The 23,153-nt window shown below is 58.3% G+C and carries 21 protein-coding genes; 11 read left to right on the forward strand and 10 right to left on the reverse strand.

Annotated elements, in window-relative coordinates:
* Positions 1-41: 41 nt before the first annotated feature.
* Together GNZ12_RS39390 and GNZ12_RS39395 are read left to right on the forward strand one after the other, a co-directional pair.
* Complete coding sequence (locus tag GNZ12_RS39390; protein ID WP_172317811.1) at positions 42-1,208, forward strand: patatin-like phospholipase family protein; 1,167 nt, start codon at positions 42-44, stop codon at positions 1,206-1,208.
* Positions 1,209-1,211: 3 nt separating this feature from the next.
* Positions 1,212-2,480 carry a transporter substrate-binding domain-containing protein gene (locus GNZ12_RS39395; protein WP_172317813.1) on the forward strand — a complete coding sequence of 423 codons (1,269 nt, stop codon included), beginning with the start codon at positions 1,212-1,214 and terminating at the stop codon, positions 2,478-2,480.
* Positions 2,481-2,637: 157 nt separating this feature from the next.
* Here the strand turns inward: GNZ12_RS39395 and GNZ12_RS39400 are convergent, their stop codons facing one another.
* The 6 genes from GNZ12_RS39400 to GNZ12_RS39425 form a co-directional block, all read right to left on the reverse strand.
* The gene (locus GNZ12_RS39400; protein WP_172317815.1) at positions 2,638-3,831 is read right to left on the reverse strand and encodes an FAD-dependent monooxygenase; all 1,194 of its coding nucleotides are present in this window, start codon (positions 3,829-3,831) and stop codon (positions 2,638-2,640) included.
* Between the two features lie 83 nt (positions 3,832-3,914).
* A protein-coding gene (locus GNZ12_RS39405) for an IS5-like element ISRme6 family transposase (RefSeq protein ID WP_172317817.1) occupies positions 3,915-4,732 on the reverse strand; the annotation gives its coding sequence in 2 pieces (ribosomal slippage) (positions 3,915-4,384 and positions 4,384-4,732; 819 coding nt in all).
* A gap of 86 nt (positions 4,733-4,818) precedes the next feature.
* Entirely contained in the window at positions 4,819-5,892 is a 1,074-nt protein-coding gene (locus GNZ12_RS39410; RefSeq protein WP_172317819.1) for a porin, read from the reverse strand.
* A gap of 166 nt (positions 5,893-6,058) precedes the next feature.
* Complete coding sequence (locus GNZ12_RS39415; RefSeq protein WP_328806148.1) at positions 6,059-6,403, reverse strand: 2Fe-2S iron-sulfur cluster-binding protein; 345 nt, start codon at positions 6,401-6,403, stop codon at positions 6,059-6,061.
* 10 nt (positions 6,404-6,413) lie between these two features.
* Positions 6,414-7,634, reverse strand: a complete 1,221-nt coding sequence (locus GNZ12_RS39420) for an NAD(P)/FAD-dependent oxidoreductase (RefSeq protein WP_172317823.1) — start codon at positions 7,632-7,634, stop codon at positions 6,414-6,416.
* Positions 7,635-7,696: 62 nt separating this feature from the next.
* Positions 7,697-8,722, reverse strand: coding sequence for an aromatic ring-hydroxylating dioxygenase subunit alpha (locus GNZ12_RS39425; protein ID WP_172317825.1), 1,026 nt, complete (start codon positions 8,720-8,722; stop codon positions 7,697-7,699).
* Positions 8,723-8,900: 178 nt separating this feature from the next.
* Here GNZ12_RS39425 and GNZ12_RS39430 point away from each other — a divergent pair, with 178 nt between their 5' ends.
* Positions 8,901-9,599: a TetR/AcrR family transcriptional regulator gene (locus GNZ12_RS39430; protein ID WP_172317827.1), complete on the forward strand. Its 699-nt coding sequence runs from the start codon at positions 8,901-8,903 to the stop codon at positions 9,597-9,599.
* A gap of 111 nt (positions 9,600-9,710) precedes the next feature.
* Here GNZ12_RS39430 and GNZ12_RS39435 read toward each other — a convergent pair whose 3' ends face one another.
* The gene (locus tag GNZ12_RS39435; protein WP_172317829.1) at positions 9,711-10,634 is read right to left on the reverse strand and encodes a LysR family transcriptional regulator; all 924 of its coding nucleotides are present in this window, start codon (positions 10,632-10,634) and stop codon (positions 9,711-9,713) included.
* 205 nt (positions 10,635-10,839) lie between these two features.
* Here GNZ12_RS39435 and GNZ12_RS39440 point away from each other — a divergent pair, with 205 nt between their 5' ends.
* Positions 10,840-11,940 carry an alkene reductase gene (locus GNZ12_RS39440; RefSeq protein ID WP_172317831.1) on the forward strand — a complete coding sequence of 367 codons (1,101 nt, stop codon included), beginning with the start codon at positions 10,840-10,842 and terminating at the stop codon, positions 11,938-11,940.
* Positions 11,941-12,044: 104 nt separating this feature from the next.
* Complete coding sequence (locus GNZ12_RS39445) at positions 12,045-12,794, forward strand: dienelactone hydrolase family protein (protein WP_172317833.1); 750 nt, start codon at positions 12,045-12,047, stop codon at positions 12,792-12,794.
* Positions 12,795-12,808: 14 nt separating this feature from the next.
* Here the strand turns inward: GNZ12_RS39445 and GNZ12_RS39450 are convergent, their stop codons facing one another.
* The 3 genes from GNZ12_RS39450 to GNZ12_RS39460 form a co-directional block, all read right to left on the reverse strand.
* Complete coding sequence (locus GNZ12_RS39450; protein ID WP_172317835.1) at positions 12,809-13,702, reverse strand: LysR family transcriptional regulator; 894 nt, start codon at positions 13,700-13,702, stop codon at positions 12,809-12,811.
* Positions 13,703-13,861: 159 nt separating this feature from the next.
* Positions 13,862-15,223, reverse strand: a complete 1,362-nt coding sequence (locus tag GNZ12_RS39455) for an MFS transporter (RefSeq protein ID WP_172317836.1) — start codon at positions 15,221-15,223, stop codon at positions 13,862-13,864.
* A gap of 179 nt (positions 15,224-15,402) precedes the next feature.
* Entirely contained in the window at positions 15,403-16,011 is a 609-nt protein-coding gene (locus GNZ12_RS39460; RefSeq protein ID WP_172317837.1) for a flavin reductase family protein, read from the reverse strand.
* A gap of 324 nt (positions 16,012-16,335) precedes the next feature.
* Between GNZ12_RS39460 and GNZ12_RS39465 the strand changes: the two genes are divergently transcribed.
* The 6 genes from GNZ12_RS39465 to GNZ12_RS39490 all read left to right on the forward strand — a co-directional run bounded on the left by GNZ12_RS39465 (position 16,336) and on the right by GNZ12_RS39490 (position 23,093).
* Positions 16,336-17,622 carry a CaiB/BaiF CoA transferase family protein gene (locus GNZ12_RS39465; protein ID WP_172317838.1) on the forward strand — a complete coding sequence of 429 codons (1,287 nt, stop codon included), beginning with the start codon at positions 16,336-16,338 and terminating at the stop codon, positions 17,620-17,622.
* A complete protein-coding gene (locus GNZ12_RS39470; RefSeq protein WP_172317932.1) occupies positions 17,619-18,839 on the forward strand; it encodes a CaiB/BaiF CoA transferase family protein in 1,221 nt (406 codons plus the stop codon). The genes GNZ12_RS39465 and GNZ12_RS39470 overlap by 4 nt, the downstream gene beginning before the upstream one ends.
* Positions 18,836-20,251: an MmgE/PrpD family protein gene (locus GNZ12_RS45430; protein ID WP_172317839.1), complete on the forward strand. Its 1,416-nt coding sequence runs from the start codon at positions 18,836-18,838 to the stop codon at positions 20,249-20,251. The genes GNZ12_RS39470 and GNZ12_RS45430 overlap by 4 nt, the downstream gene beginning before the upstream one ends.
* Entirely contained in the window at positions 20,251-21,027 is a 777-nt protein-coding gene (locus tag GNZ12_RS39480) for an enoyl-CoA hydratase/isomerase family protein (RefSeq protein ID WP_172317840.1), read from the forward strand. The genes GNZ12_RS45430 and GNZ12_RS39480 overlap by 1 nt, the downstream gene beginning before the upstream one ends.
* Position 21,028: 1 nt before the next feature.
* The gene (locus tag GNZ12_RS39485; protein WP_172317841.1) at positions 21,029-21,808 is read left to right on the forward strand and encodes an enoyl-CoA hydratase/isomerase family protein; all 780 of its coding nucleotides are present in this window, start codon (positions 21,029-21,031) and stop codon (positions 21,806-21,808) included.
* Positions 21,809-21,911: 103 nt separating this feature from the next.
* A complete protein-coding gene (locus GNZ12_RS39490; RefSeq protein ID WP_172317842.1) occupies positions 21,912-23,093 on the forward strand; it encodes a thiolase family protein in 1,182 nt (393 codons plus the stop codon).
* Positions 23,094-23,153: the final 60 nt, after the last annotated feature.

Genomic DNA, 23,153 nt, shown 5'->3' on the forward strand with positions numbered 1-23,153 from the left:
CAAAATCACCGGCACCGCGGTATTCGTCCGGGAGACCTGCAATGGGCAACAAGACGCACGGCAAGCGCAACGCTAACGCGGCAGACCAGTCGGAGGCCGCACCGGACATTCCCGGACAGGTTGTCCTTGTCTTTCAGGGAGGCGGTGCCCTCGGCGCGTACCAGGCTGGGGTCTATCAGGCGATGCATGACCACAAGGTCAAACCCGACTGGGTGATCGGCACATCGATCGGGGCGATAAACGGCGCGATCATTGCCGGCAATCTGCCCGAGAACCGCATTGCCCGATTAACCCAGTTCTGGAACGGCGTGGCGCGTCGTGGCGTCGATGCGGCAAGCTGGTTGTTGCCAGGGCTCGCCAACTGGTCGCGCGACCTGGCGATCGTCACGCAAGGCGTGCCATCGTTCTTCACGCCACAGTTGGGGTCATGGGCGAGTATTCAAGCGCGCGTTGGCCCAGAGCGGGCGGCATTCTATTCGACGGAGCCACTGCGTGAAACCCTCTCTTCACTCGTCGATTTCGACTACCTGAATCGCAAGACGACGCGACTGACGGTTGGCACGGTCAATGTCCGCAGCGGACGTATGCGATATTTCACCAATCGCGACGCGCCGATGGACGTCGAACACGTGATGGCATCCGCCGCTTTTCCACCCGGCTTCCCTTCGGTGCGACTGGAAGGCGAATCGTACTGGGACGGCGGCATCTACTCGAACACGCCGCTAGAAGCCGTGCTCGATGATCGGCCGCGATCCAGCTCAGTGATTTTTTCGGTGCAGTTGTGGCCATCGAGCGGCCCGGAACCCGAATCCATCTTGCAGGTCATGAGCCGTCAGCGTGACATTCAATATTCGAGTCGCGCGGAAAGCCATCTCGATCGACAGAAGCAGATTCACCGGCTACGTCACGTGATTCGCGAACTCAGCCAGCATATCCCCGAAGAGAAGCGCGATACGCCGGAGATTCAGGCGCTCCTCGGCTGGGGTTGTGGCACGACGATGCAGGTATTGGAACTCGACGCGCCGGCATTCGATAACGACGATTTGAACAGGGATATCGATTTTTCGTCGAGTGGCATCGAGCGGCGTTGGGCCGCAGGTTATGAAGACACGACCCGCTTACTGGAGCGTGCACCCTGGCGCGAAACACTGGACCCGATGGAGGGCATCTCTGTCTTTCGAATGGCCTCCGTGGCTGGTCAAAGATAACGCGTGATCTGGCTTGCCGAAGCGGTGCTCGCCATGCACGACGCTTCTGGCGCAACGACGGCCTGCCGCGCGAACTGTGACGAGGCGAATCACCAGGCGAACCTGGCATACCCGCCGATAGTGCCAGGTAATAACGATGCAATCGACTTCAGGAGGGATTGGATGAACCGGCGTTCGACATGGCTGATCGCGTTGCGTGGCCTCATGCTGGCTTTCACGGTGACGGGATCCGGTTACGCCGTGGCGCAAGTTGCCACAACCGCCTCAGTCGCACACCGTCCGTTGCGGGTGATGATTGTGCCGATCGCGCCGTTCGTGCTGCCGCAGACTCATACACCGGCAGGTTTTAGCATCGACCTGTGGAACGAGGTGGCGCGTCGCATGCGCGTCGAATTCGCATGGACAGTAGCTTCGGCGCAGCCTGATTTGCTGCCCGCCGTGCAGCATGGTGATGCGGATGTCGCGATATCCGCTATCACCATGACGCCGGAACGCGAAAAGGTCGTGGACTTCTCGCTTCCTTATTTCGACTCTGGATTACAGATCATGGTGCGCGCACGGAACGAAAGTACGTTTCTAGCCACATTCTGGTCCATTCCGTGGCGGCCCATTGGTCAGCTTCTGGGCGCGGCGATCAGTATCGCCTTCCTTCTCGCCAATCTGGTCTGGCTGATCGAACGGAGGAATGATCGCAATTTTCAGAAACCCTATGTGCGGGCGATCGGCGAAGGTCTATGGGTGACGATGTTAATCATTGCAACAGGCGAGCACGGCGAACGCGATGCAAGCAACATGTGGAGGCGCATCCTGGTGCCCGCGATGTGGTTGATCGGCGTCGTGTTGATTGCCCAACTGACGGCAACGGTCACTTCATCGCAAACCGTCGCGCGCCTCCAGTCAACCATTCAAGGCCCGGACGATCTTCCCGGCAAAACAATTGGCACGGTACCGGGGACCATTGCCGCGGATTACCTGACCCAACGCGGCTTGCCATTTGTCAACGTGACCACCGCTGCTGATGGATTCCGCAAGCTCACGCAAGGCGACGTGCAGGCCATTGTCTATGATGCGCCGACCCTTCAGTACTGGGCAGCGAAACGCAGCAGTGGCGTGTTGCAAGTCGTCGGACCGGTCTTCCGCCCTGAAAAATACGGCATTGCCGTGGCTGAGGGCAGCGCGTTGCGCAAGGATATCAACGAGGCGCTGCTCGCGATGTACGAGGATGGAACCTACGAACAAATCTACGGCAAGTGGTTTGCAGCGGGGAAATAGACGTTCGAGTATGTCTGCGTTGGGTGGGGCGTTCGCGACTGCTGTCGATGAGCAAGCGAAACTCGAACGACTACATTGAACTCCAGCCAGTGACTGGAAATGGCCGGACTGAGTCCGATGACGATCGGCTCAGAACGACCCTGATTCGAACAACTCCTTACGCACCGCCTCTGGCTAGCTCTGATGTGGCCGCAGCATCCGCGTCGTGTTCCAGGATCACGCGCACCTCTTTCATCCAGCTGGCCATCGTCGCGTCGCGTTCATTGGGGTCATTGAAATCGGTACGATAGAACTGACCTGCCTGGCGAGCGACGGCCTGAACGTGAGATGTTCGCGCATGGCGAAGGCGCTCGTAGCGAGCGAGACGATCTGAAAGACTATCCATGGTCGCTCCTTTAAGCAGGACACCGAGCGTATAGGCGTCTTCTATAGCTTGACCGGCACCTTGACCGAGATGAGGGACCATCGGATGAGCAGCATCCCCCATCAATGTCGCACAACCCTTGTTCCAGTGCGATAGAGGCGCGCGATCGTAAATGCCCCACACATAAGTCTCGGTGAGCGCCGCGATCGTCTGCCCGACACGTTCGTCCCAACCCCGGTATTGCGCTGCGAGTGCGAAAAGGTCACCCAGTGCGGACCATGATTCCGCTGAGTCCCGATCGGTTGGGACGAATGCCACGATGTTAAGCATTTTGCCGGCGGATACGGGGTAGCATAAAAAACTACTACCTGCGCCCATCCACAAGTACAAACCCCGCGCCTGTTTTGCCCACTGGAGCTTCTCGATGGGCACCATGCCACGATAGGCCATGACTCCCTCGCTCGTCGCAAGCGTGTCGAATCCGAGCTGTTGACGAACGACAGAACGAATTCCGTCAGCGCCGATGACCAGATTGCTTGTTGTGCGGGTACCATTCTCAAAAGTGAGGGTGATGCCGTCGCTGCCTTCCATCAGGTCGGCGCAGCGATGGCCGAGACGAAAACTTGACGGGGCAAGCGCACTCGCCAGAATGTCAAGGAATTCGGCTCGATGGACGTTGTACCCCTGACCGGCGTCCGAGAGTGGGACGCCACCGCTTGGGGCCCCGGTCTCGATCGGTTCGCCGATAGCGTTCATCAATCGAACGCCGGCGGTCGGCGATCCAATCTTGCGCAGTGCGTCCCCAAACCCCAGTTTGTCGAGGAGGCGCGTCGCGTTTGGGTGAAGCGTCACACCCGCGCCAATTTCCCGGAATTGTTTGGCCTGCTCGTAGATACAAATTTCATGCCCCGAATCTCGCAAGGCCGCAGCGGTCACCAGACCACCAATTCCGCCTCCGATAATCGCAATTTTTAGCGTGTCTGCCATGTCAATGTCCCATCCTTTATTGCGCTCGACTCAGTGAGCGGTTCATACCAGTGGTCTTCTTCAAACTTCTCTTAGAGGCCAGTTCAAAAAGGCTGCTCCGTACGCCTGAAGATGTTCCAGCAGACGAGGGCGCAGCCGAATTTCAAGAATGCTTCGTGAATGTCAGCTCGACGATCGAAGCGTATGCGAAGACGACGGAAGTTGTGGAGCCACGAGTGAGTCCGTTCAACGACCCAACGGAATTTGCCCAGACCACTGCCATGTTCAGTGCGGCGCCTTGCGATCACCGGTTTGATGCCGCGTTCGCGCAATCGTTGACGATGCGGATCGGAATCGTAACCACGATCGGCATAGATGACCTTGGGTCTCTGAAGTGGTCGGCCGCGCGCGCCGCGGATCGGGGGAATCGCGTCGACCAGCGGCAGCAACTGGGTGACGTCGTTGCGGTTCGCGCCGGTCAGGATGGCGCTGATGGGAACGCCATTGGCGTCTACGAGGATGTGGTGCTTGGAACCGGGTCGCGAGCGATCCGTGGGGTTCGGGCCAGTTTTTCGCCCGCCCCAACTGCTCGTACCGACGAGGAATCGACGGCAGCGTATGAAAGATCGATCTGCCCGGCCTCGCGCAACTTGTCGAGCAGCAGTTCGTGCAGTCGATCCCATACTCCTGCTTTGCGCCAGTCGTTCAGCCGTCGCCAGCAGGTCGCGCCGGAGCCAAAGCCCAATACGGTCGGCAGGTGGTTCCATCGCAGACCGGTTTTCAACACGAACAGGATGCCATTCAACGCCGCCCGATCCGATACGCGTGGGCGACCAGGATGCTCTTTGCGCCGGGGCTTGGGCGGTGGCAGTAACGGTTCGATCAGTGTCCACAATTCGTCATCAATGATCGGCGCTTCCATCCCTTGGGTTCCGTTGTTCAGACGTCCAAGGTTAACAGCTTGCCGAGAAAGTAAACAGCCCCCTCAGGGGTTTTTGAACTGGCCTCTTAGAAGGAATGCCGTATCCCAATGTCTCCGCCGATGCTAGTCCCGGGTGTGCCTCTAAGGAGGCTGGTATCGGTCACAGACAGTCCAGTGCGCATCGCACCGTGATTGTTCACAGTCCCGATCTGGGCATACAGCGAGGTGCGCGGCGAGAGGTGATAGCTCGCGCCGACGGCAGCCAGCACTGAATGATTCACCGTATCGTCCCGGTCAGTCGTGTACCAAACGCCCCCGTTCAGTTCCACCGACGGCGTGAGGCGAAAATCGACCCCGCCTCCATAGATATTGGAATTGAAAGAGTGCGCCACCTTGTAATTTACAAAAGATGCCTTGAAAGTCAGCGACCCAAACGTATATCCCGCTCCCATAGTTCGACCTTCGAAAGCCACTGTGCTCGGAACGGGCGTTTGAACCGTGCCGCCACTATTTCCGTCATAGATCGCTGCGTTCATCATGAGCGGGCCATTTTCGTACTTAAGACTGCCTGACCACTGCCGCCCTGCCGAGAAATCGCCCGCTGACCCACCCAGAGCGAGCATGGCCTGGCCCTGAAACCCGGCAAGCTTCGGGCTTGTGTAAGTCACGGCGTTGGAATTGAAAGCGCCCGTAACAGCCACGTTCTCCGCATATAGCAGGAGGGCGCTGGCGAACCCCGAATAATTCCGGGGATCCGACTCGTAGAGAGCGATGAAGAACGGAGAGCGTTGCAAGCCAGCCTTGACAGCACCAAAATCACCGTCGAGTCCGACCCAGGCCTGTCGCCCGAAGAAGTTGCCATTCGAACTGTTGAACCCACCGTTGGCGACGTTGATCCCACTTTCGAGCCTGAACTCCGCCTTCAGTCCCGAGCCAAGGTCCTCAACACCCAGCATGCCGAACAGCGACGGGCCGCCGCCACCATCCGCCACGGCAAACGACTTGCCCGCATTGCCACCAGACGCACTCGCGGTCTTGCTCGAAAAGGTAATTGCGGCGTCTGCAATCCCGTAAAGCGTAACACTCGACTGAGCGTTGGCCGTACTCGCTGTCGCCGCCACGACGACGCCTGATGCCAGTTTCAGCTTGCTGATCTTCATAGTTTGTTCGTCTCCGGTAACTATTTCGCATGTCTAATTAACCTGAATGAACTGACACCATCATTCCAATGCAACTGCCACGTCCAACACCCATTTCTGCACACCCAGTCCATACGTCTTTGCGGCACCAGATCCTATCCGAGCGGTCGGACGCAGCGCGATCTTCTCAGCTCTGCGACTCGGGTATATGAACTGTCAAGCCATCCATCTCTGAGGTGACAGCTATCTGGCAGGAGAGCCTTGAGTCGGATCTCACTTGATTTGCAAACGTGAGCATCTCCCTCTCCACGTCGCCTGGCTCGCCCAGGACCGGCCACCACTCTGTCGGCACATGGACCTGACAGGTGGCACACGCACAGGCCCCACCGCATTCTGCATCGATGCCGGCCAGACCGTTGCTCACTGCCGCCCTCATCAGGCTTTGCCCCTCGACAGCGCGAACGGCGTGCAGACGGCCATTGAAGTCAATAAAGTTTACGGTTGTCATATCAATTCCAAATTTACTCAGCATCCGCCTGGTATCAGGTAAGCACCTTGATAATAGGCGTGTTCAAATCTGCTAATAGAACTTCGTCTGGACGTGCACCATGTGTTATCGCTTTCTTAAGTGCGAGGAATTCCCCGGGACTATTCATGCACTCGGCGGCACAAAGCGCCCCATTTCTCAGATGAAAAACCAGAAACGTCCCTTTGGATACATCGTCGCGAACCAAGATCTCATCCGCGAGGCCCGGCAAGCCTGCGATCTGTAGCGTGAAGTCATACTGTTGCGACCAAAACCATGGGAGTTCATGGGGAGGAAAATCGCGCTGCGCGATGAGACAAGACAGACGTTTTGCTTGCTCAATCGCACTCGGTACACTTTCCAGCGTGAAGATCCCTTCAAAATTGGCCACCGGTCTCAGCGTTACATCGCCAACCGCATACACATCGGGATGACTGGTTCTCCCTTCGCTGTCAACCCGGATACCGCGTTCCTCCGGGATTCCCGTTCCTTCGAGTAGCGCAACATTAGGCTGCGCGCCAATGCCAGCGAGAATGACGTCGCATTCGATACGCTCCCCATCATTGAATCGAAGTCCGGAGACCTTCCCTTCGCTGCCAACAATCTCGGCAACATCACCCAGAAAGCGGAATTCGACACCATTGCTTTCGTGGATCCTCAAGAGGCGCGCTGCCAGTTCGGGCGAAGCAGACCGCGAGAGCAGGCGCGCCTCGCGTTCGACAATCATTACTTCCAGACCGAGCTGTCTAGCCGTGGCCGCGACCTCCAGTCCGACGTATCCGCCACCCATAACTACGATGCGCTTCGATGCATCCAGACACGATCGCAATAGTGCCGCGTCAGTTACGTCGCGCAAATAGATCACGCCACGCAATTCACTGCCAGGTAGAGTCAGCCGTCGAGGCCTCGCACCAGTAGCGAAGACGAGCTTGTCAAAATCGATCGTCTCGCCATCTTCCAGGATTATTCTCTTTTCCTTTGTTTCGACCTCTTTTACTACGCTGTTCAGTCGTAAGTCGATACCTGCCTGCTCATACGTAGCGAGCGGCTTCAGCAAGAGATCATCTAGAGTAATCTCGCTGCGCAGCCAGCCTTTAGAGAGCGGCGGCCGCTGATAGGGTGGCGCACTCTCGTTCCCAACAAGGGTCACCTGGCCTTCATAGCCATATTGCCGGAGGTAAGTCGCAACACTGCCTCCTGCGTGACCGGCGCCGACGATGACTACGTGTTCTGCCATGCTGCTCACTCCAAACTGGGATTCGACTGTGTCTGCCGGTGAGTACCAATGCGAAACACACCTCAGCGCACGCTCTCTTTTTCGATCAAGCCATCAACCATGCGCCGCATTCGGCGCGGCCCCGCATCGATCGCGATCTTGATTGTCTTGAGATGAGTAAATCGTTTTTCATTGGTTGCGATACCTTCGAGGACAACGCGATCCTCGTCAAACGCCACTCGGAAGTCCGCGGACAGCGTCGCATCCAGGTCCGGATTGGCGACAAAATTTCTCACGTACAACCAATGGTCAATGGTCGTTTCCTCGTCAACTGGCGTCATGAAATGACAACCATAGAGCTGCATGCAGTTCTCGCGATTGCCTTTTTCCGCGCCGGTACCTGTGGGGGCACAACCAGCGTCAACGATGGTGATGCTCGGAGCATAGTAGTGGTACTGTTGCCAGCGGTCCACGTTGCCCGAGAAGTTTCCATACTTTGCAAACAGCGGAATCGGCGGGGCGTCGTTGATATATCGCCACGTCACGATTTTTCTTTCCTGTTGTTCGTGTTGGATCGGGACATTGTTACCGGCTGAATTTCCCAAAGTCGTTTGGTGTACGAAACTCACGTGAGCCGGATCACACAGATTGTCACAAAGACTGAGATAGTTCGTGCGATAGACCTGCGCATCACCCTCCACTGCTCTCCATGCCGGATCGTGATACTGCGGCAAATCGAACACCTTCGAGACGTCAGCGAGTGCAGGTTCCCCCATCCAGATCCACACGAGCCCCATATTTTCATGCGTCGGAAACGTCTGAACCGTAGCGTTGGCCGGAATCATTTCCTGCCCGGGAATATGCGTGCATTTCCCGCTGCAATCGAACACAACCCCGTGATAACCACACTCAATCGAGTCACCCTTAAGTCGTCCCATCGACAGAGGCAAGAGACGGTGCGGACATGCATCCTCCATCGCTACGACCTTCCCATCCTGGGACCGGAACAACACCACGTCTCGCTCGACCACGCGATGAGCCGACAAATCTCGGCCGACGTTCCGCGACCAGGTCAGGGGATACCAAGTGTTAAGCACGTATTGACTCATCGCCTCCTCCTAAGTTGAGCATTCGCTCAATTATTTCTTGAGCGTTTGCTCAAACTTACTTGAATGTTTGCTCAAATGCAAGCCCCGGTCGGTTGTGGCTTATAATGAGCCGCCCGATCGCTAGACCCCGGCACAGCAAGGGCCCATGCCGGATTTGGTACGAGAACCGCGAGGATCAATGACTACAGATTTCGAACAGAAGCCCAGTGCCGCACGAGCGAAGGCTGCGCCATCGGCAACGAAACCGAAGCGAACAAGGGCAAAAAAAACTGGGAAGACAACGGCGGAAATCATCCTGGCTGCCGCCCACATCGTCTTTGCCAAGGCGGGCTACGACGGAGCGAGCGTCGAACGCATCAGCAAGCAAGCGAAGTGCAATGAGAGCCTCCTCTACTATCATTTCGGCAGTAAGGACGGCCTCTTCGCGGCGGTACTGGAGAATACTTATCGCCAACTCGCGGAATCAAACTCTGCGCTCGAAATTGACCTTGATGATCCGGTTAGTGCGCTATCGCAAGTCGTTCTAAATATGTGGGATTACTGCCAAAAGAATCCCGATCTCTTTCTCATTCTAAATACCGAAAATCTTCTCAAAGGGAAGCATCTGGGAAAGCTCGTCACCCCCCGTCAGTTCCTGTCGCCTGCGGTAACGCAGCTTCGCCACACGATTGAAAGAGGCGTAGAGAAAGGAATATTCCGCGCGGATATCGACATTGACGAACTTTATATAACCGCGATGGCGTTGGCGTGCTTCTATTTGTTGAATCGGTACACGTTGAGCGCCTTCTTTGGAAAAAATCTGATGGATGTGGACGCTCGCGATCGGTGGGGGCAAGTGATGGTAGATACGATTCTACGGACGGCACAAGTCGCATAGAGATCAGTACTGGGTCGATTATCTCATCGCCCGGCAGGTCGAACGTATGACCTTTACAAATACGATTATTGAATCGATGATTCGGCGATTCCGAAGGCTTTGACGCCGTCTTTAACTGGCGACGCGTCCTCTCTGGCTCCTGGGGGCCAGCCAGTCCTGAAACGCAGCCGCCATGAAATCCGAGAATGCGCGGGCGGATGGCTTCGCAGATCGACCGGCCGGAAGCACGACATTGACGTCCGCTGATCCCATCTTCCAATCGGGGAGCACGCGCATCAACTGGCCCGTTTCCAGTTCGTTCATCACGCTGAGATCACCGGTCGAGAGAATGCCGAGTCCAGCGACGGCCGCCGCAACGGCCGCGTCCGTGCCGTTCAGGATAAATCGTCCCTCGACGTGCACAGAGCTGGACATTCCGTCCCGCTGAAACGCCCATCCTTCCGCGCCTCGGCCTGCCGGGCCGACGATGATCGCGTGGTGCGCGAGGTCGCCGGGAACCGCTGGAGTCCCCGCTCTCGCCAGATATGCATGTGCCGCGACAACAACACGATGCACCGTTCCGATCTTGCGGGCGACGGCCGTGGAATCTTCAAGAACGCCAATGCGCAATGCGACGTCGATCGACTCGCCCACCAGATCTTGCCGATCATCGTTGAGTATGAATTCGATGCGCAGACCGGGGTGCTGATCAGTGAAACGTGTCAGATGCGGCAGGACGCCACGTATTGCGGAGCCAGAGGACATGGCGACGCGTAGGATGCCGCGCAGCTCACCAGTGCCGCGAGCGGCGTGATCGGCCTCTTCGAGAGCCACCAGAACGGACTCGATTCGAGACAGATAGTCGGAGCCTGCTTCGGTGAGCGTCACAGCTCGAGTGGTTCGAACAAAGAGCGCGACACCAACTTGCTTTTCGAGGGCGGCCACGATCCGCGACGCCGTGGGCTGGGAAATGCCCATCTCGCGCCCAGCAACGGAAAAACTCCCGCTCCTCGCGACGCGGGTGAACAGTTGCAACGAGAAGAACCTGTCATTCATTTAGAAATCGCATTTAACAAATTCATTTTTTCAGACTACCGCGAATTTCTGAATAAGCCAATCCTTGTGGAAGTTGCGTCCGAAAGGCCAAACATGATCGGGATCGCCGTCATGGCCCCACGCGCCATTCGAGCCGCAGTGCTCTCGCCCGCCCGATCCGGCGGGAGTCTCCAAGAATTAGTGCCATTTTTCAGGAACATTAGTCATGACCCAGCCAGACCTGGCGCCTCTCTTCACTCCCTACACGCTCGGCAAAGTTCAACTCAGAAACCGCGTGGTGATGGCCTCCATGACGCGAGGCCGCGCGCGCAACACTGAACTCGTACCCACAGAGCTTCATGTCGAATACTATCGCCAGCGGGCGGCGGCCGGCCTCATCCTGACCGAAGGCACCTGGATCAGCCCGCGAGCAATCGGTTTCATCAACGCCCCCGGCCTCTTTACCGAACGCCAGATCGAGGGCTGGCGGGCCGTCACCTCTGCCGTGCATGCCGAAGGCGGGACAATTTTCGCGCAGCTTGCTCATTCCGGCGCGATCTCGCATCCCGACTTTTTCGACGGCGAGCTACCCGTCGCCCCGTCCGCAGTGAACCCCGGCCTGAAGGCATTCACATCTACAGGGTTCAAGGACACGGTGACGCCGCGTGCCATGTCGCTTGAAGAAATCAGCTCGACTATCGCCGACTATGGGGTAGCTGCGAAGAATGCCCGCAAGGCCGGCTTCGATGGCGTGGAGCTGCATGCGGCAACCACGTATCTCCTGCCGGAATTCCTCAACAGCACGATGAATATCCGCGAAGACGATTATGGTGGCAGCGCGGAGAACCGAACGCGGATCGTCCTGGAGGTTCTCGACGCGCTCATCGAGGTTTGGGGACCCGGGCGTGTCGGCATCAAGATCAGCCCGGCGCTCGCAATGGGCGGCTTCGGACTGACCGACAAGACGATCGAAACCTACGACTATCTTGTTGACCGTCTCAATGGACTTCCGCTGTCTCACCTTCAGGTCGGCAGAGCGCTGAACGACTTGTCGGACACGCCCATCGCGGCCTTGCAGGACACGATCGGCTACTACCGCGCCCGCTTCAACGGCACCTTGATCGCGAACTTCGGCTTTGATGGCGCCTCCGCCAATGCCTCGATCGAAGACAAGCAGGCCGATCTGGTTTCCTTTGCTAAACCGTTCATCGGCAATCCTGATTTCGTGCGACGCCTTCGCGATGGCCTGCCGCTCGCATCCTCATCCCCGGAGACTTATTACCAGGGTGGATCGCAAGGATATGTCGACTACCCCGCCGCTCCCTGAGGCGACAACCGGCAAACGCGTAAGTATCGGATGCCTTTGTCCGCTGGTTCTTCGGACTCCCGAAGACGATGTAATCGAGCACCACTATTAGCATGGGAAACGACATGAGCGAGATCTCGATTTCGACGCCGCACCACCGGCTGAAGGGCTACGTGGCTACCCCGCAAGGCGAGGGACCGTGGCCCGGCGTCATCGTGCTCCATGACATCTTCGGCCTGACGGACGTGACACGTGGCCATGCCGATTGGCTGGCCAGCGAAGGGTATCTCGCAGTGGCGCCAGACCTGTACTCGTGGGGCGGGCGCCTCCGTTGCATCCGGGCCCTGATGACGGATCTGGCGGCGCGCAAGGGACCGGCGTTCGACGATGTCGATGCCGTGCGGCAGTGGCTGGAAGGCCGCGAGGACTGCACTGGCAAGACCGGGGTCATCGGCTTCTGCGTGACCGGCAAGTTTGCGATCCTTCTGGCGGCCGACCACGGTTTTTCGGCAAGCGGCCTGAACTACGGCCCGCTTCCGAACGACATCGATGCGATCATGAGCGGCGCCTGTCCGGTGATCGCGAGCTACGGTGGCCGCGACCGGAGGCTGAAGGGTGCGGCGGCGCGACTGAAAGGCGCGCTCGAGCGGAACAGGATCGAGCATGACGTTAAGGAATACCCGGACGCGGGGCATTCCTTCCTCGACGATCACAAAGGCCTGATCGGGGTGCTCGGCGTCGTCATAGGGGCGACTTACAAAGACGAAGCCGCGGCTGATGCGCGAGACCGCATTCGAACGTTCCTCGCGCGCCATCTTGGTCAGCAAGCTGAATGCCACTGGCGAGTTTCCCAGCTACCGGCAAGGCCCCGATGAAACGCCCCATTCCGTCAATCCAATAAAAGCCCGCTCAAGGTTTCCTTCGCCAGGCTCGCTGCCTCAACTGGGAGCGGCGTTTGCGGCCGCTTGATCGGCGTAATCATCGATAGCGTGACCTGTATCTTTGGCGAGACGATTTTTTGCCAATGTAACGCAGGGTAATCAACGCGACGCAGTGAGTTGATCGGCATCACCGTATAGCCGACTCCGCGCTCGACCAGCTCAACTATCGAGCGAACAGCATCGATCTCGAAGGTCATCGTGAGCATGATGCCTAAGCGCGCGGCCTCATATTCGAGAAGCGGCCGAATGGTATGGGGCGCGTGAGGCATGATCAGCGGCACACTAGCGAGCTCCCTCAGCTCGACCTCGTCATGTTTCGGCCCAATCGGACTCGCACCGATCAGATACAGATCCTGCGTCGCGATAGGGTCGATGATCAGGTTGGGAGACGCTGCCGGATTCTGAAGAATTGCAAAATCGAGGCTTCCGAGCAGTAACTGCTCATGCAGCGAACTCGAATATCCCTCGACGACGCTCAACGAAGCCTTGGGGAATCGCTCGATGAAGCGCTCGACAAAGGTAGGAATCAGCGTGCGGCCGACACTGGGCGTAAAGCCCGCAATGACGCGCCCCTCGTACGCCGACTCGCCCTCGTTCAACGCGATCAATGCGAAGTCGGCAGCGTGAAGCACTCCCCTCGCATGTTCGAGGAACCGGCGACCTGCGGGCGTCAAAATCACACCACGACCGTTTCGCGAAAACAGCGTGGCCTTCAGTTCAACCTCAAGTGCGCGGACTTGCCGACTGAGCGTGGGTTGGGCAATGTCAAGGACATCAGAAGCCTTTCCGACGCTGCCCAGTTCCGCAACCCGGACAAAGTACCGAAGCTGTTTTATATCCATCGTCTGCGAACACTTCCTGTGGTCCAGAAAATCACGAGATCGTGGAATCGTCACGAAAGGATTTTATACCCCGGCTGCGCGAAATATTCTTCGGAGCGCAGTTTGAATGATTCCGCGGCATGTCCCCGAACCGGTGCGCCTGACGGCTTGCGTGGCCTTTCAGAGGTCGGTAGCCCGCGGCGCGCCGGGTACCCCATCCTCGCCCACGTCTCGAATCTGTTTTGGCGAAGTTCTGACGACATTAACCATGATAACGGCTCCAAGGCCAAGCAGCATGGCAATGATATACAAACCGATATTCAGGCTGCCTGTTGTGGTCTTGATCCAGCCGAGCATGAATGGGCTGAGAAATCCCCCTGTCTGACCGATGGAATTGATGAGGGCGATCCCCCCGGGCGCAGCACGCGGAGAGAGCAAAGTCATTGGAATAGAGAACAGTATCGGCATTGCGCTGAAAACTGAAACCGTCGCGACGGTTAGCGCGACAAGCGTCAGCGGGAGGTTGCTGCCCACCACGGGAAGCAGCGCGAGAGCCGCGGCACCCGCCACTGCGCAACCGGCGGCGTGCCAGCGTCGCTCAAGCGTCCGATCCGAGTGCCTCGATAGCAGGATCATTCCCAGCGCGCCCACGCCATAGGGAATGATGGACCATAAGCCAATCGAAGAAGCTGTGTGCGCTCCTGCGCTGCGCAGCATCATCGGCATCCAGAACGACACTGCGTAAGTCCCGCAGATCACGGTGAACCATGCGAATGCGATGGCATACACATTGGAATCGCGCAAAGCCGCCCCGAATCCGCCGTGGCTCCGGTTGCGCCCTGCCGGCAACCGTGCCGAGACCTGGCGACGTTCAGCCTCGGATAGCCAGCGCGCGCTTTGCGGTCCGTCTGGCAAGAAGAATAGCGAAACAATGCCAAGCAATACCGATGGAAGGCCCTCGACCAAAAACAGCCATTGCCATCCTCGCAATCCATGAACACCCGTCATCGCATCCAGCACGACACCGGAAACCGGCGCACCCAGCAAACCGGCCATGACGCTGCCACTTAGAAACAGCGCCGTCACCCTTGCGAGCCGTGCCTCCGGATACCACAGCGTCAGATAAAAGACGACGCCAGGTGTCAGGCCGGCCTCGAAGACGCCTAGCAGTACGCGCAAGATATAGAACGTGGCGGGGGTCCGCACAAACATCATGCAGCATGACGTCATGCCCCAGCAGATCATGATCCGCGCCATCGTCAGCCGCGCCCCCACCCTCTGCAGCAGGAGGTTGCTCGGCACCTCGCAAGCGAGGTAGCCCGCGAAGAAGATGCCCGCCCCCAGGCCATACACGGCGTCGGTGAACCCAAGGTCCGCCTTCATTTGCAGCGCAGCAAAACCAATGTTGATCCGGTCCAGATACGCGAATATGTACCCAAGGAGCACGATCGGAAAAATCCGCCATCCGATACGCGCATACAGCGCGCGCTCCAGTTGTACCTCTGAAGTGCCGGCACCTGTCGCGGCTTCGATATGGGTCATGCCTGTCTCCGTCTCGATAGTTCTTAAGTTGCTAACTGGCGTCAATCTCCGGATCCACGCTCAGCGCATAACGGTCGCATGGGTGAACCGCAACCGGCGGCCGGCTATTGCGTGCAGGCGGTCCACCTCGCGGCCACCGCGCCTGCCGCCGGGATCGCGCGCTGTCTGCGCAGACAGGTCTAGACGCTCAGTGTGTCCCCGGTCCTGCAGTAGCTTCTCCCGGCGATTCTTCCTAATGGCCGCAGCGCCTCGTGGTTCACCCTGTGTCCCTCCAACACCCCGGGCGCACAATGGACCAGCATGACTTCGCCGACGAGGAGCGTTGTTTCCGACCCCGGCGCGCCGAACTCCACTTGCTGGTGGAGGCGGCACTCAAACTGCAACGGTGATTCGCTGATTCGCTTTGGCAATACGGTGACTGACGGCGAGGTGCTAAAGCCAACCTCCTCTACTTCACTGACCGAAGAGGGGTAGTCGATCGCACATTGCTGCACCTGCTCCGCCATCTCTTCCGACACTACGTTGATCACATACTGCCCAGACTGCAGCACGTTTCTAACCGTGTCCTTGTAACCGGTCGGGGTTGTCTGCGCAACGATGCCCAGAAGCGGTGGGGTGACGCTAAGAATCACAAACTGGCTGAACGGTGCAGCGTTGAGAACACCTTCGGCGTTCAATGATGTGACCAATGCGATCGGCCTGGGCACCACTGAACCGGTAAGGAACTTGTACCGGCTCTCCTCGCTGAACTTGAGAAGATCGACTGCTTCGTACGAAAGATGGCTCATAGGATCGTGGAAATAGTAGGTTCATCAGCCGGCCTGCATTGGGCGCAAAGCCGCGGTTGAGGCAATCCTACGTTCGTCGCGCTGGGACCAGCAAGAACGGATCAGTTCTATCTGTTATGCGGCGAATGATCGAAGGCACGCGCTCCGGCACCCATGTGGAACGCGCATACCAGAAAGAAGACTTTCGTTCTTGCCGCAACTTCCGCTCAGGCCTACCTTCCGTCTCATGTTTCGTCGCGTTCGCTTTTAGCCGGGTTCGTCAGCGACTCCCGTCAAGCGACATCGAAACGCATTGACTGGAGTTCCACGCAAAAAGGCATGTCCATGAACAGCACATTAGATTCATTGCTCAACAAGGCCCGAAGCACCACTCCTCAGCCTGGCGCGTTGCAGGGGGTCCAGGTCATCGATATGTCCGGTCTCGCAGGGCAATATTGCGGAAAGCAGTTTTCCGATCTTGGGGCCGACGTCATTCTGATTGAGCCCATCCGCGGCTCCAGTGTTCGGCGCGAGGGTCCCTTCCTCGACGACAAGGTTCATATCGAATACAGCCTTCCCTTCGCCTATTTCAACGCCGGCAAGCGGAGTGTCTGCCTCGACCTGGACCACCCGGAGGGACAGCAGATATTCAGGGAACTCGTAAAACGCGCCGATCTTCTGATTGAGTCGGAAAAGCCGGGCACCATGGCGGCGCGAGGGTTGGACTATGAAAGTCTGGCATCCATTGCTCCGCGATTGGTCATGACAAGTATCACGCCATTTGGCCAGGACGGTCCCTACGCGCATTACGAATCTGAAGACATCGTCGCCCTCGCGTTAGGCGGTCTTCTCTATCTGGGCGGATATCCCGACAGTCCTCCCATCGCGGCACACGGCAATCTGGCCTATCTCGCCGCCGCCCAGTTCGCATCTGTCGCCTCGATGATGGCACTGCTTTCCATCGATGCAGCTTCAGGCGAACGGCCAGGAAAACACATCGATGTGTCGATCCAGGAATGCGTCGTCATGGGCCTGGAAACGGCAATCCAGTTCTACGACCTCGAGGGCATCGTACGCAAGAGGGAATCGGGACAGCAGCGCATGGCCGGTACCGGCGTATTCCAATGTGAAGACGGGCAGATCTACCTGATGGCGGGCGGCATCGCTTCCACACGGTTCTGGGAATCAACGGTGCAGTGGCTTGTGGACGAAGGCGTACCGGCCGCGGCGCAACTACTCGATGAAAAGTGGTCCAACCACGATTATCTTGTCACGGACGAAGCCAAGATGATCTTCGCGGAGCTGTTCCTGCCCTTCGCCCGGACGCGCACGAAGGCCTGGCTTTATCAGGCCGGGCAGGCTCGTCGCATACCGATATGCCCCATCAGCACACCAAAGGACATTCTCGAAAATCGCCAGTTGGAGCATCGGGGCTTCTTCACAACCATCCAGCATCCGGCCTCACAGCAGATTCTCACCATGCCGGGTGCGCCGTACAAGCTGACGGCTACGCCATGGCGCAGTCCTTCTCCCCCACCTCGGCTAGGCGAACACACCGATGCAGTCATCGCCGAACTTGGCTACGACAAAGCCGCCCGAGCGGCGCTTTTGCAAGCAGGAGTGCTGAATTGAACCGACTTCCACTAGAAGGCATCCGCGTCGCTGATTTTACGTGGATCGGGGCAGGATCGTTTACCACGAAACTGCTAGCCGATCACGGTGCAGACGTGATCAAGATTGAAAGCGCCGAGCGCCTCGATTCGTTACGCAGCAGTCGCCCCTATAAGGACGGGATTCCCGGCCTGAACCGGAGCGGATATTTTGCTGACCGCAACAGCAGCAAGAGAAGCATCACATTGAACCTCAAGACTGCCGAGGGTCAGGATCTTGCGCGCCAGCTCATTGCAACGAGTGACATTGTCGCCAATAACTTCACGCCCGGTACGATGGAAAAATTCGGTCTCGGATACGACGACGTCAAGCGTATTCGAAAGGACGTCATCTACCTGGCTATGTCGATGCAAGGGGCTTCGGGACCGGAATATAAGTACCTGGGCTACGGATTGACGATTGGCGCACTGACGGGCCTCCAGTTTATGTGCGGCCTTCCCGATCGGGAACCGGCAGGTACCGGGACGAACTTCCCGGACCATATACCGAACCCGTGCCACGCGGCCTTCGCCGTGCTGGCCGCACTGCGGCATCGGCGCCTGACGGGACAGGGGCAGTACATCGACGTTGCGCAAACGGAGCCCACCCTCGCCCTCCTCGGGCCGGACATCATGAAGTACAGCGCGAATCAGGAGGCCTTTGAGCGCAGCGGCAACCAACGGATGCCACGCGCACCTCATGGCGTGTTTCCCTGCCGCGGCGTCGACAAATGGATTGCTATTTCAGCGTGGGAAGACCTGGCGTGGAACAGTTTGGTCGCGGTTCTGGGCGAACCGTCATGGCTGCGCGCACCGGAATTCGCAACTAGCGCCGGACGGTGGGCGAATCGCGCCGAACTCGAAACCGGGTTGGCGCGAGCGACAAAGGACTGGGATGCCGAAGATCTGATGGCTGCTTTGCAGGCTAATGGCGTCGCTGCAGGTGTCGTCAGAACGGCAGCTGACATCGTCGATCACGACCCGCAATTGCAACACAGAGGTCATTGGGTCAAGCTCCAACACCCTGAAATGGGTGAGACCGTGTACAACGCTCCACCATTCCGTATCAGCGATCATCCCGCCACACCGCGTTACGCAGCACCGCTCCTTGGGCAACATACCGATGACGTGTGCGGCGATGTCTTCGGCCTTAGCGCCGCCGAGATTGAAGTGTTGCGTTCAAACGGAGTATTGACGTGACGAGCCGGCTACCCTCAGCAAGTGAAACCATTGCTTCATTCGCGAGCACATTCGATCCGGCCTGGTTGGACGATGGCCATTTAAGGACGTGCGGGCGCGCAGTTGCCGACACGTTCGCGGTCTGTCTTGCCGCCTCCGATGAACCCGCTGTCCATCGCATGCGCGACTACGTGATGGGACTCACCCCGGGTCTTCGACACCAGACATCCGCCTGGCGGCCAGGATTCGCGCGAATCTGGGGTCGGCGCGAGGCGACAACGGTCGAGGGCGCCGCACTCCTGAACGGAACGGCGGCGCACGTCCTCGATTTTGATGACGCGTCTTCGCCCATGAGCGGTCATCCAAGCGTAGCGTTGCTCCCAGCGCTGATGGCGGTGGGGGAAGTCCGCGATATTAGCGCTGGCCGACTGGCGAGCGGCTATGTCGTTGGTCTGGAAGTCGCCTGCAAACTGGGAAAGGCGTTAGCCATGACACACTACGATAGGGGCTGGCATATGACCTCCTCCGTAGGAACGATAGCGGCCGCTGCTGCATGCGCTCATCTACTGGGTCTCGACGTCACCGCCACCGTGTCGGCAATTGGCCTGTCCGTTGCCCAGACCGCCGGTACCCGCGCGAATTTTGGCTTTGATGCGAAGTCCTTTCAGGCCGGCCAATGCGGTGCGGCGGCGCTGCGGGCGGTGTTGCTCGCCGAACGGGGCTTCTCCGCCTCCCCAACCGCCATTGACGGTCCTGCCGGCTACACGTCGCTGTACTCCAGTTCAGAAGATATTTCGGCCCAGTTGCTCAAGTTGGGTGAGCTCCCCCTCGAGATCGAGCGCAGCGGTGTAGAAATAAAAAAGTACCCGGCCTGTTATGCCGTGCATCGAGCTTTGGACGGTGTGTTTGAGCTGAAAAAAGAGTTCGGTCTAAAACTGGACGATATCGAGTCCGTCGAAATAGAGACGAGCTACGGCGCGCTGTCGCCTCTGATTCGCGGGGTGCCTGCAAACGGTGTAGAAGCCAAATTCAGTATGGGATACGCCGTCGCGGCAGCGATCGAGGATGGTGTGATTGGCTTATCGAGCTTCACCGATGCGGCCGTGCGCAGGCCTCGACTTCAGAGCTTCATTGAAAGGGTCAGCGCAAGTGAAGTCGCCGGCGACATGACGCCGCGTTGGGCATCCGTCGCAGTACGGACCAAGGACGGCCGGCTGCTGTCAAGACACGTCGCCTCGCTTCGAGGTGCGCCCTCCAATCCCTTATCCGATCAGGAGTTGATCGAAAAAATCACGGACTGCCTGGCATGGGTGGATAGCCCGATCGACGCCGTATCGCTTTACGAGGCAGCAACCAATCTCAGGGGCTTTAGCGTTCGAGACGTTCTCGATGCGATAGAAGGCGCCACGAACCCGGCATACGAGGTGCATTGATGGGACTTCTCTACGATGTAACGGATCACGTCGCAACCATTACCCTAAACAGAACTGAGGCGATGAATTCACTCGATCCGGAGTCTCTCGCGGACTTGAACGAGATCTTTCAGCGTGCGAATAACGACGATAGGGTCCGCGTCATTATTCTGACGGGAGCCGGCGACAAGGCATTCTGCACGGGCTCCGACCTCAAGAAAACTAATCCGCCTAAAGAGAGTTTCGCGGAGCTCACGTTCGGACGGCCGCGTTGGCTCTACCCTTTCGCGGGTCTTGAAATCGACAAACCCATGATCTGTGCAGTCAATGGTTTCGCACTGGCCGGCGGGATGGAGCTTGCGTTGGCATGCGACATCCGGATTGCATCGAGCAACGCCCAGTTCGGTCAGTCTGAGGTGTGCGTTGGCAGCATCCCTGCAGCTGGCGGAACACAGCGCCTTCCGCGAATGGTTGGCCTGTCCGACGCCATGCTGATGATGCTGACGGGCGACCGGATCGATGCGGACACTGCCTTACGAATCGGTCTCGTTAGCCGCGTTGTGCCTTTTGATCAGCTAAAAGATGAAGCAATCCGGATTGCCCAGCGTATTGCAAGCAATGCACCGCTTGCTGTACGTGCCGTAAAACGACTGGTGCGTGACGGACTGGATCTACCGCTTCTGACGGCTATCCAGAGCGAGCAGTTCGCGCTCGGCCTGCTTCGAGATACAGAAGACCGCCTGGAAGGACGCAAGGCGTTTCAGGAAAAGCGCAAACCCATTTTCGTTGGGCGATAGCATGGATCCGTTGGTCATTACCGATGAGAGGCAGGACTATGCGGTCATCCGGATGAACCGGCCGGCAAAGAAAAATGCCATGAACCGGGCCGCGAGGCGCGACTTGCTGAATGCGTTTGAAGTGGTTCGCGGGCGCCTTAAGGTTGTCATTCTGACTGGGACGTCCGACAGCTTTTGCTCCGGTGTTGACCTGAAGGAAGCTTTTGACGATCTTCAGAATGGTAGATCCGATGACGCATCATCCGATTGGATGGAAGTCAACCTCGCAATAAGAAGCCACCCCGCGATATTTATCGCTGCCGTCAACGGCGTCGCGCTTGGCGGCGGGGCGACGCTTATCAACGTGTGCGACCTCGCGTTTGCTGCTGACGAAGCTGAAATTGGTCTGCCTGAACTGGGGTTTTCCGCGTATCCGCAACTTGCTGGCCCGGCCACCCAGATTCAACTGTCCCGAAAGCGTGCCGCGTGGCTGGTGCTAACCGGGAAAAGAATCAACGGCAGCACAGCCGAACAGTGGGGCATGGTCAATCGCTCGGTGCCGCGAGCGCAACTGCAGGCGGAGATTGAGAAGCTCGCGCAGCAGATTGCGCAATACGACGCGGCAGCACTCTCTGAGACGAAGCGAGCGCTTGATGTGATACCTGCCCAGATCGCCGACTGGAGACCCGCGTTCGAGTACGGCGTTGATGTCAACACGCGAATACGAAACCAGTCCGGCGCTCAGCGCGCGGGACTCGAAGCCTTCGCTTCTCAAACCCGCTCAAATCAGGACGGGTTGTGACCGGCGCATGTGCCCCGCACTTGTGACCCGCACGCATGTCGCCGTGCCATTTCACGGTGCATCCGTAGCCGGTCGATTGTTCTAATCTAACGAAGGAGATGGCATGAGACAGGTCGTTGTCGCTGGAATTGGTCAGACAGCGTTTGGAAAATTCCTTGACCGGAATGTGCGCTCACTCGCCGAGGAGGCTCTATCCGCCGCCGTAGCGGACGCCGGCGTTGATTACAAACAAATCGGTGTGACCTACTTCGCAAACGCGCTCTCTGGCCTTGTAACCGGTCAGGAGACGATTCGAGGACAGGTTGCACTCAGAAATACCTCGCTGATGGGTTCCCCAATCATCAACGTCGACAACGCGTGCGCGTCGGGCTCAACGGCCTTCCATCTCGCATGGCTATCCGTCGCCTCGGGGCAAGTCGACGTAGCGCTTGCGATCGGCGCCGAAAAGCTCACCCACATTGATAAATCCGTGACGTTCGGCGCATTCGCCGCCGGCGTCGATGTTGAAGAGCGTGCGCGTCTCCAGCAAGAAGCGCCTCAAGGTCATTCGGTGTTCATGGACATCTATGCGGAGCGCGCCCGACGCTATATGGGGAGTAGCGGCGCGACGGCCAAAGACTTCGCGCTCCTTTGCATGAAAAGCCGGCAAGCCGCCTCGCTGAGTCCGTGGGCCCAGTTCCGTCAGCCCGTTACCATCGAAGAAGTTCTCTCGAGCCGCATGATCAGCGCCCCGCTCACCCTCAACATGTGTTCTCCCATTGCAGACGGAGCGGCTGCCGCCATTCTGGTCAGCGAAGACGTTGCCCGAAGTCTGCAATCGCGCCGCGTCTATGTGCGTGCATCGACACTGGTCTCGGCAAACAATGACGGCGACGGCCCGACGTGTGCCGAACGCGCAGCCGGGCGGGCGTACGAATACTCAGGTTTCGGTCCCGAGGATATTCACGTTGCTGAAGTCCACGACGCTTCGGCGCCAGCCGAGATCATGCTCTATGAACGTTTGGGATTTGCGCTACCCGATCAAGGCGTGAAACTCCTGCGCGAGGGCGTCACATCAATCGGCGGTCGGCTGCCCGTCAATCCTGGAGGCGGCTTGCTCAGCCGCGGCCATCCCGTCGGAGCAACCGGTATCGCACAGATCGTTGAACTCACGACCCAGCTGCGGGGCAACGCAGGCGAGCGCCAGCGAGAAGGCGCCGAAGTCGCACTTGCTGAGTGTTCCGGAGGACAGATTGGCAAAGATTCGGCACTCGCTGCCGTGACAATCCTATCCAGCCTTCAGTAAGCCGTTCAGCGCAGCCAGGCGCAATGATTGAAGTCACGGGCGAAGTCCAAACCGGCGTAA

The organism is Paraburkholderia solitsugae (genome assembly GCF_013177695.1).
In the GTDB taxonomy this organism is placed as follows: Bacteria; Pseudomonadota; Gammaproteobacteria; order Burkholderiales; family Burkholderiaceae; genus Paraburkholderia; species Paraburkholderia solitsugae.

Coding starts and splice junctions, on each gene's coding strand:
- GNZ12_RS39450 (WP_172317835.1), bottom strand. CDS start 13,702: ATGGATATAAAACAGCTTCGGTACTTTGTCCGGGTTGCGGAACTGGGC.
- GNZ12_RS39455 (WP_172317836.1), bottom strand. CDS start 15,223: ATGACCCATATCGAAGCCGCGACAGGTGCCGGCACTTCAGAGGTACAA.
- GNZ12_RS39445 (WP_172317833.1), top strand. CDS start 12,045: ATGAGCGAGATCTCGATTTCGACGCCGCACCACCGGCTGAAGGGCTAC.
- GNZ12_RS39400 (WP_172317815.1), bottom strand. CDS start 3,831: ATGGCAGACACGCTAAAAATTGCGATTATCGGAGGCGGAATTGGTGGT.
- GNZ12_RS39435 (WP_172317829.1), bottom strand. CDS start 10,634: ATGAATGACAGGTTCTTCTCGTTGCAACTGTTCACCCGCGTCGCGAGG.
- GNZ12_RS39390 (WP_172317811.1), top strand. CDS start 42: ATGGGCAACAAGACGCACGGCAAGCGCAACGCTAACGCGGCAGACCAG.
- GNZ12_RS39460 (WP_172317837.1), bottom strand. CDS start 16,011: ATGAGCCATCTTTCGTACGAAGCAGTCGATCTTCTCAAGTTCAGCGAG.
- GNZ12_RS39425 (WP_172317825.1), bottom strand. CDS start 8,722: ATGAGTCAATACGTGCTTAACACTTGGTATCCCCTGACCTGGTCGCGG.
- GNZ12_RS39485 (WP_172317841.1), top strand. CDS start 21,029: ATGGATCCGTTGGTCATTACCGATGAGAGGCAGGACTATGCGGTCATC.
- GNZ12_RS39490 (WP_172317842.1), top strand. CDS start 21,912: ATGAGACAGGTCGTTGTCGCTGGAATTGGTCAGACAGCGTTTGGAAAA.
- GNZ12_RS39430 (WP_172317827.1), top strand. CDS start 8,901: ATGACTACAGATTTCGAACAGAAGCCCAGTGCCGCACGAGCGAAGGCT.
- GNZ12_RS39440 (WP_172317831.1), top strand. CDS start 10,840: ATGACCCAGCCAGACCTGGCGCCTCTCTTCACTCCCTACACGCTCGGC.
- GNZ12_RS39480 (WP_172317840.1), top strand. CDS start 20,251: ATGGGACTTCTCTACGATGTAACGGATCACGTCGCAACCATTACCCTA.
- GNZ12_RS39410 (WP_172317819.1), bottom strand. CDS start 5,892: ATGAAGATCAGCAAGCTGAAACTGGCATCAGGCGTCGTCGTGGCGGCG.
- GNZ12_RS39415 (WP_328806148.1), bottom strand. CDS start 6,403: ATGCTGAGTAAATTTGGAATTGATATGACAACCGTAAACTTTATTGAC.
- GNZ12_RS39465 (WP_172317838.1), top strand. CDS start 16,336: ATGAACAGCACATTAGATTCATTGCTCAACAAGGCCCGAAGCACCACT.
- GNZ12_RS39420 (WP_172317823.1), bottom strand. CDS start 7,634: ATGGCAGAACACGTAGTCATCGTCGGCGCCGGTCACGCAGGAGGCAGT.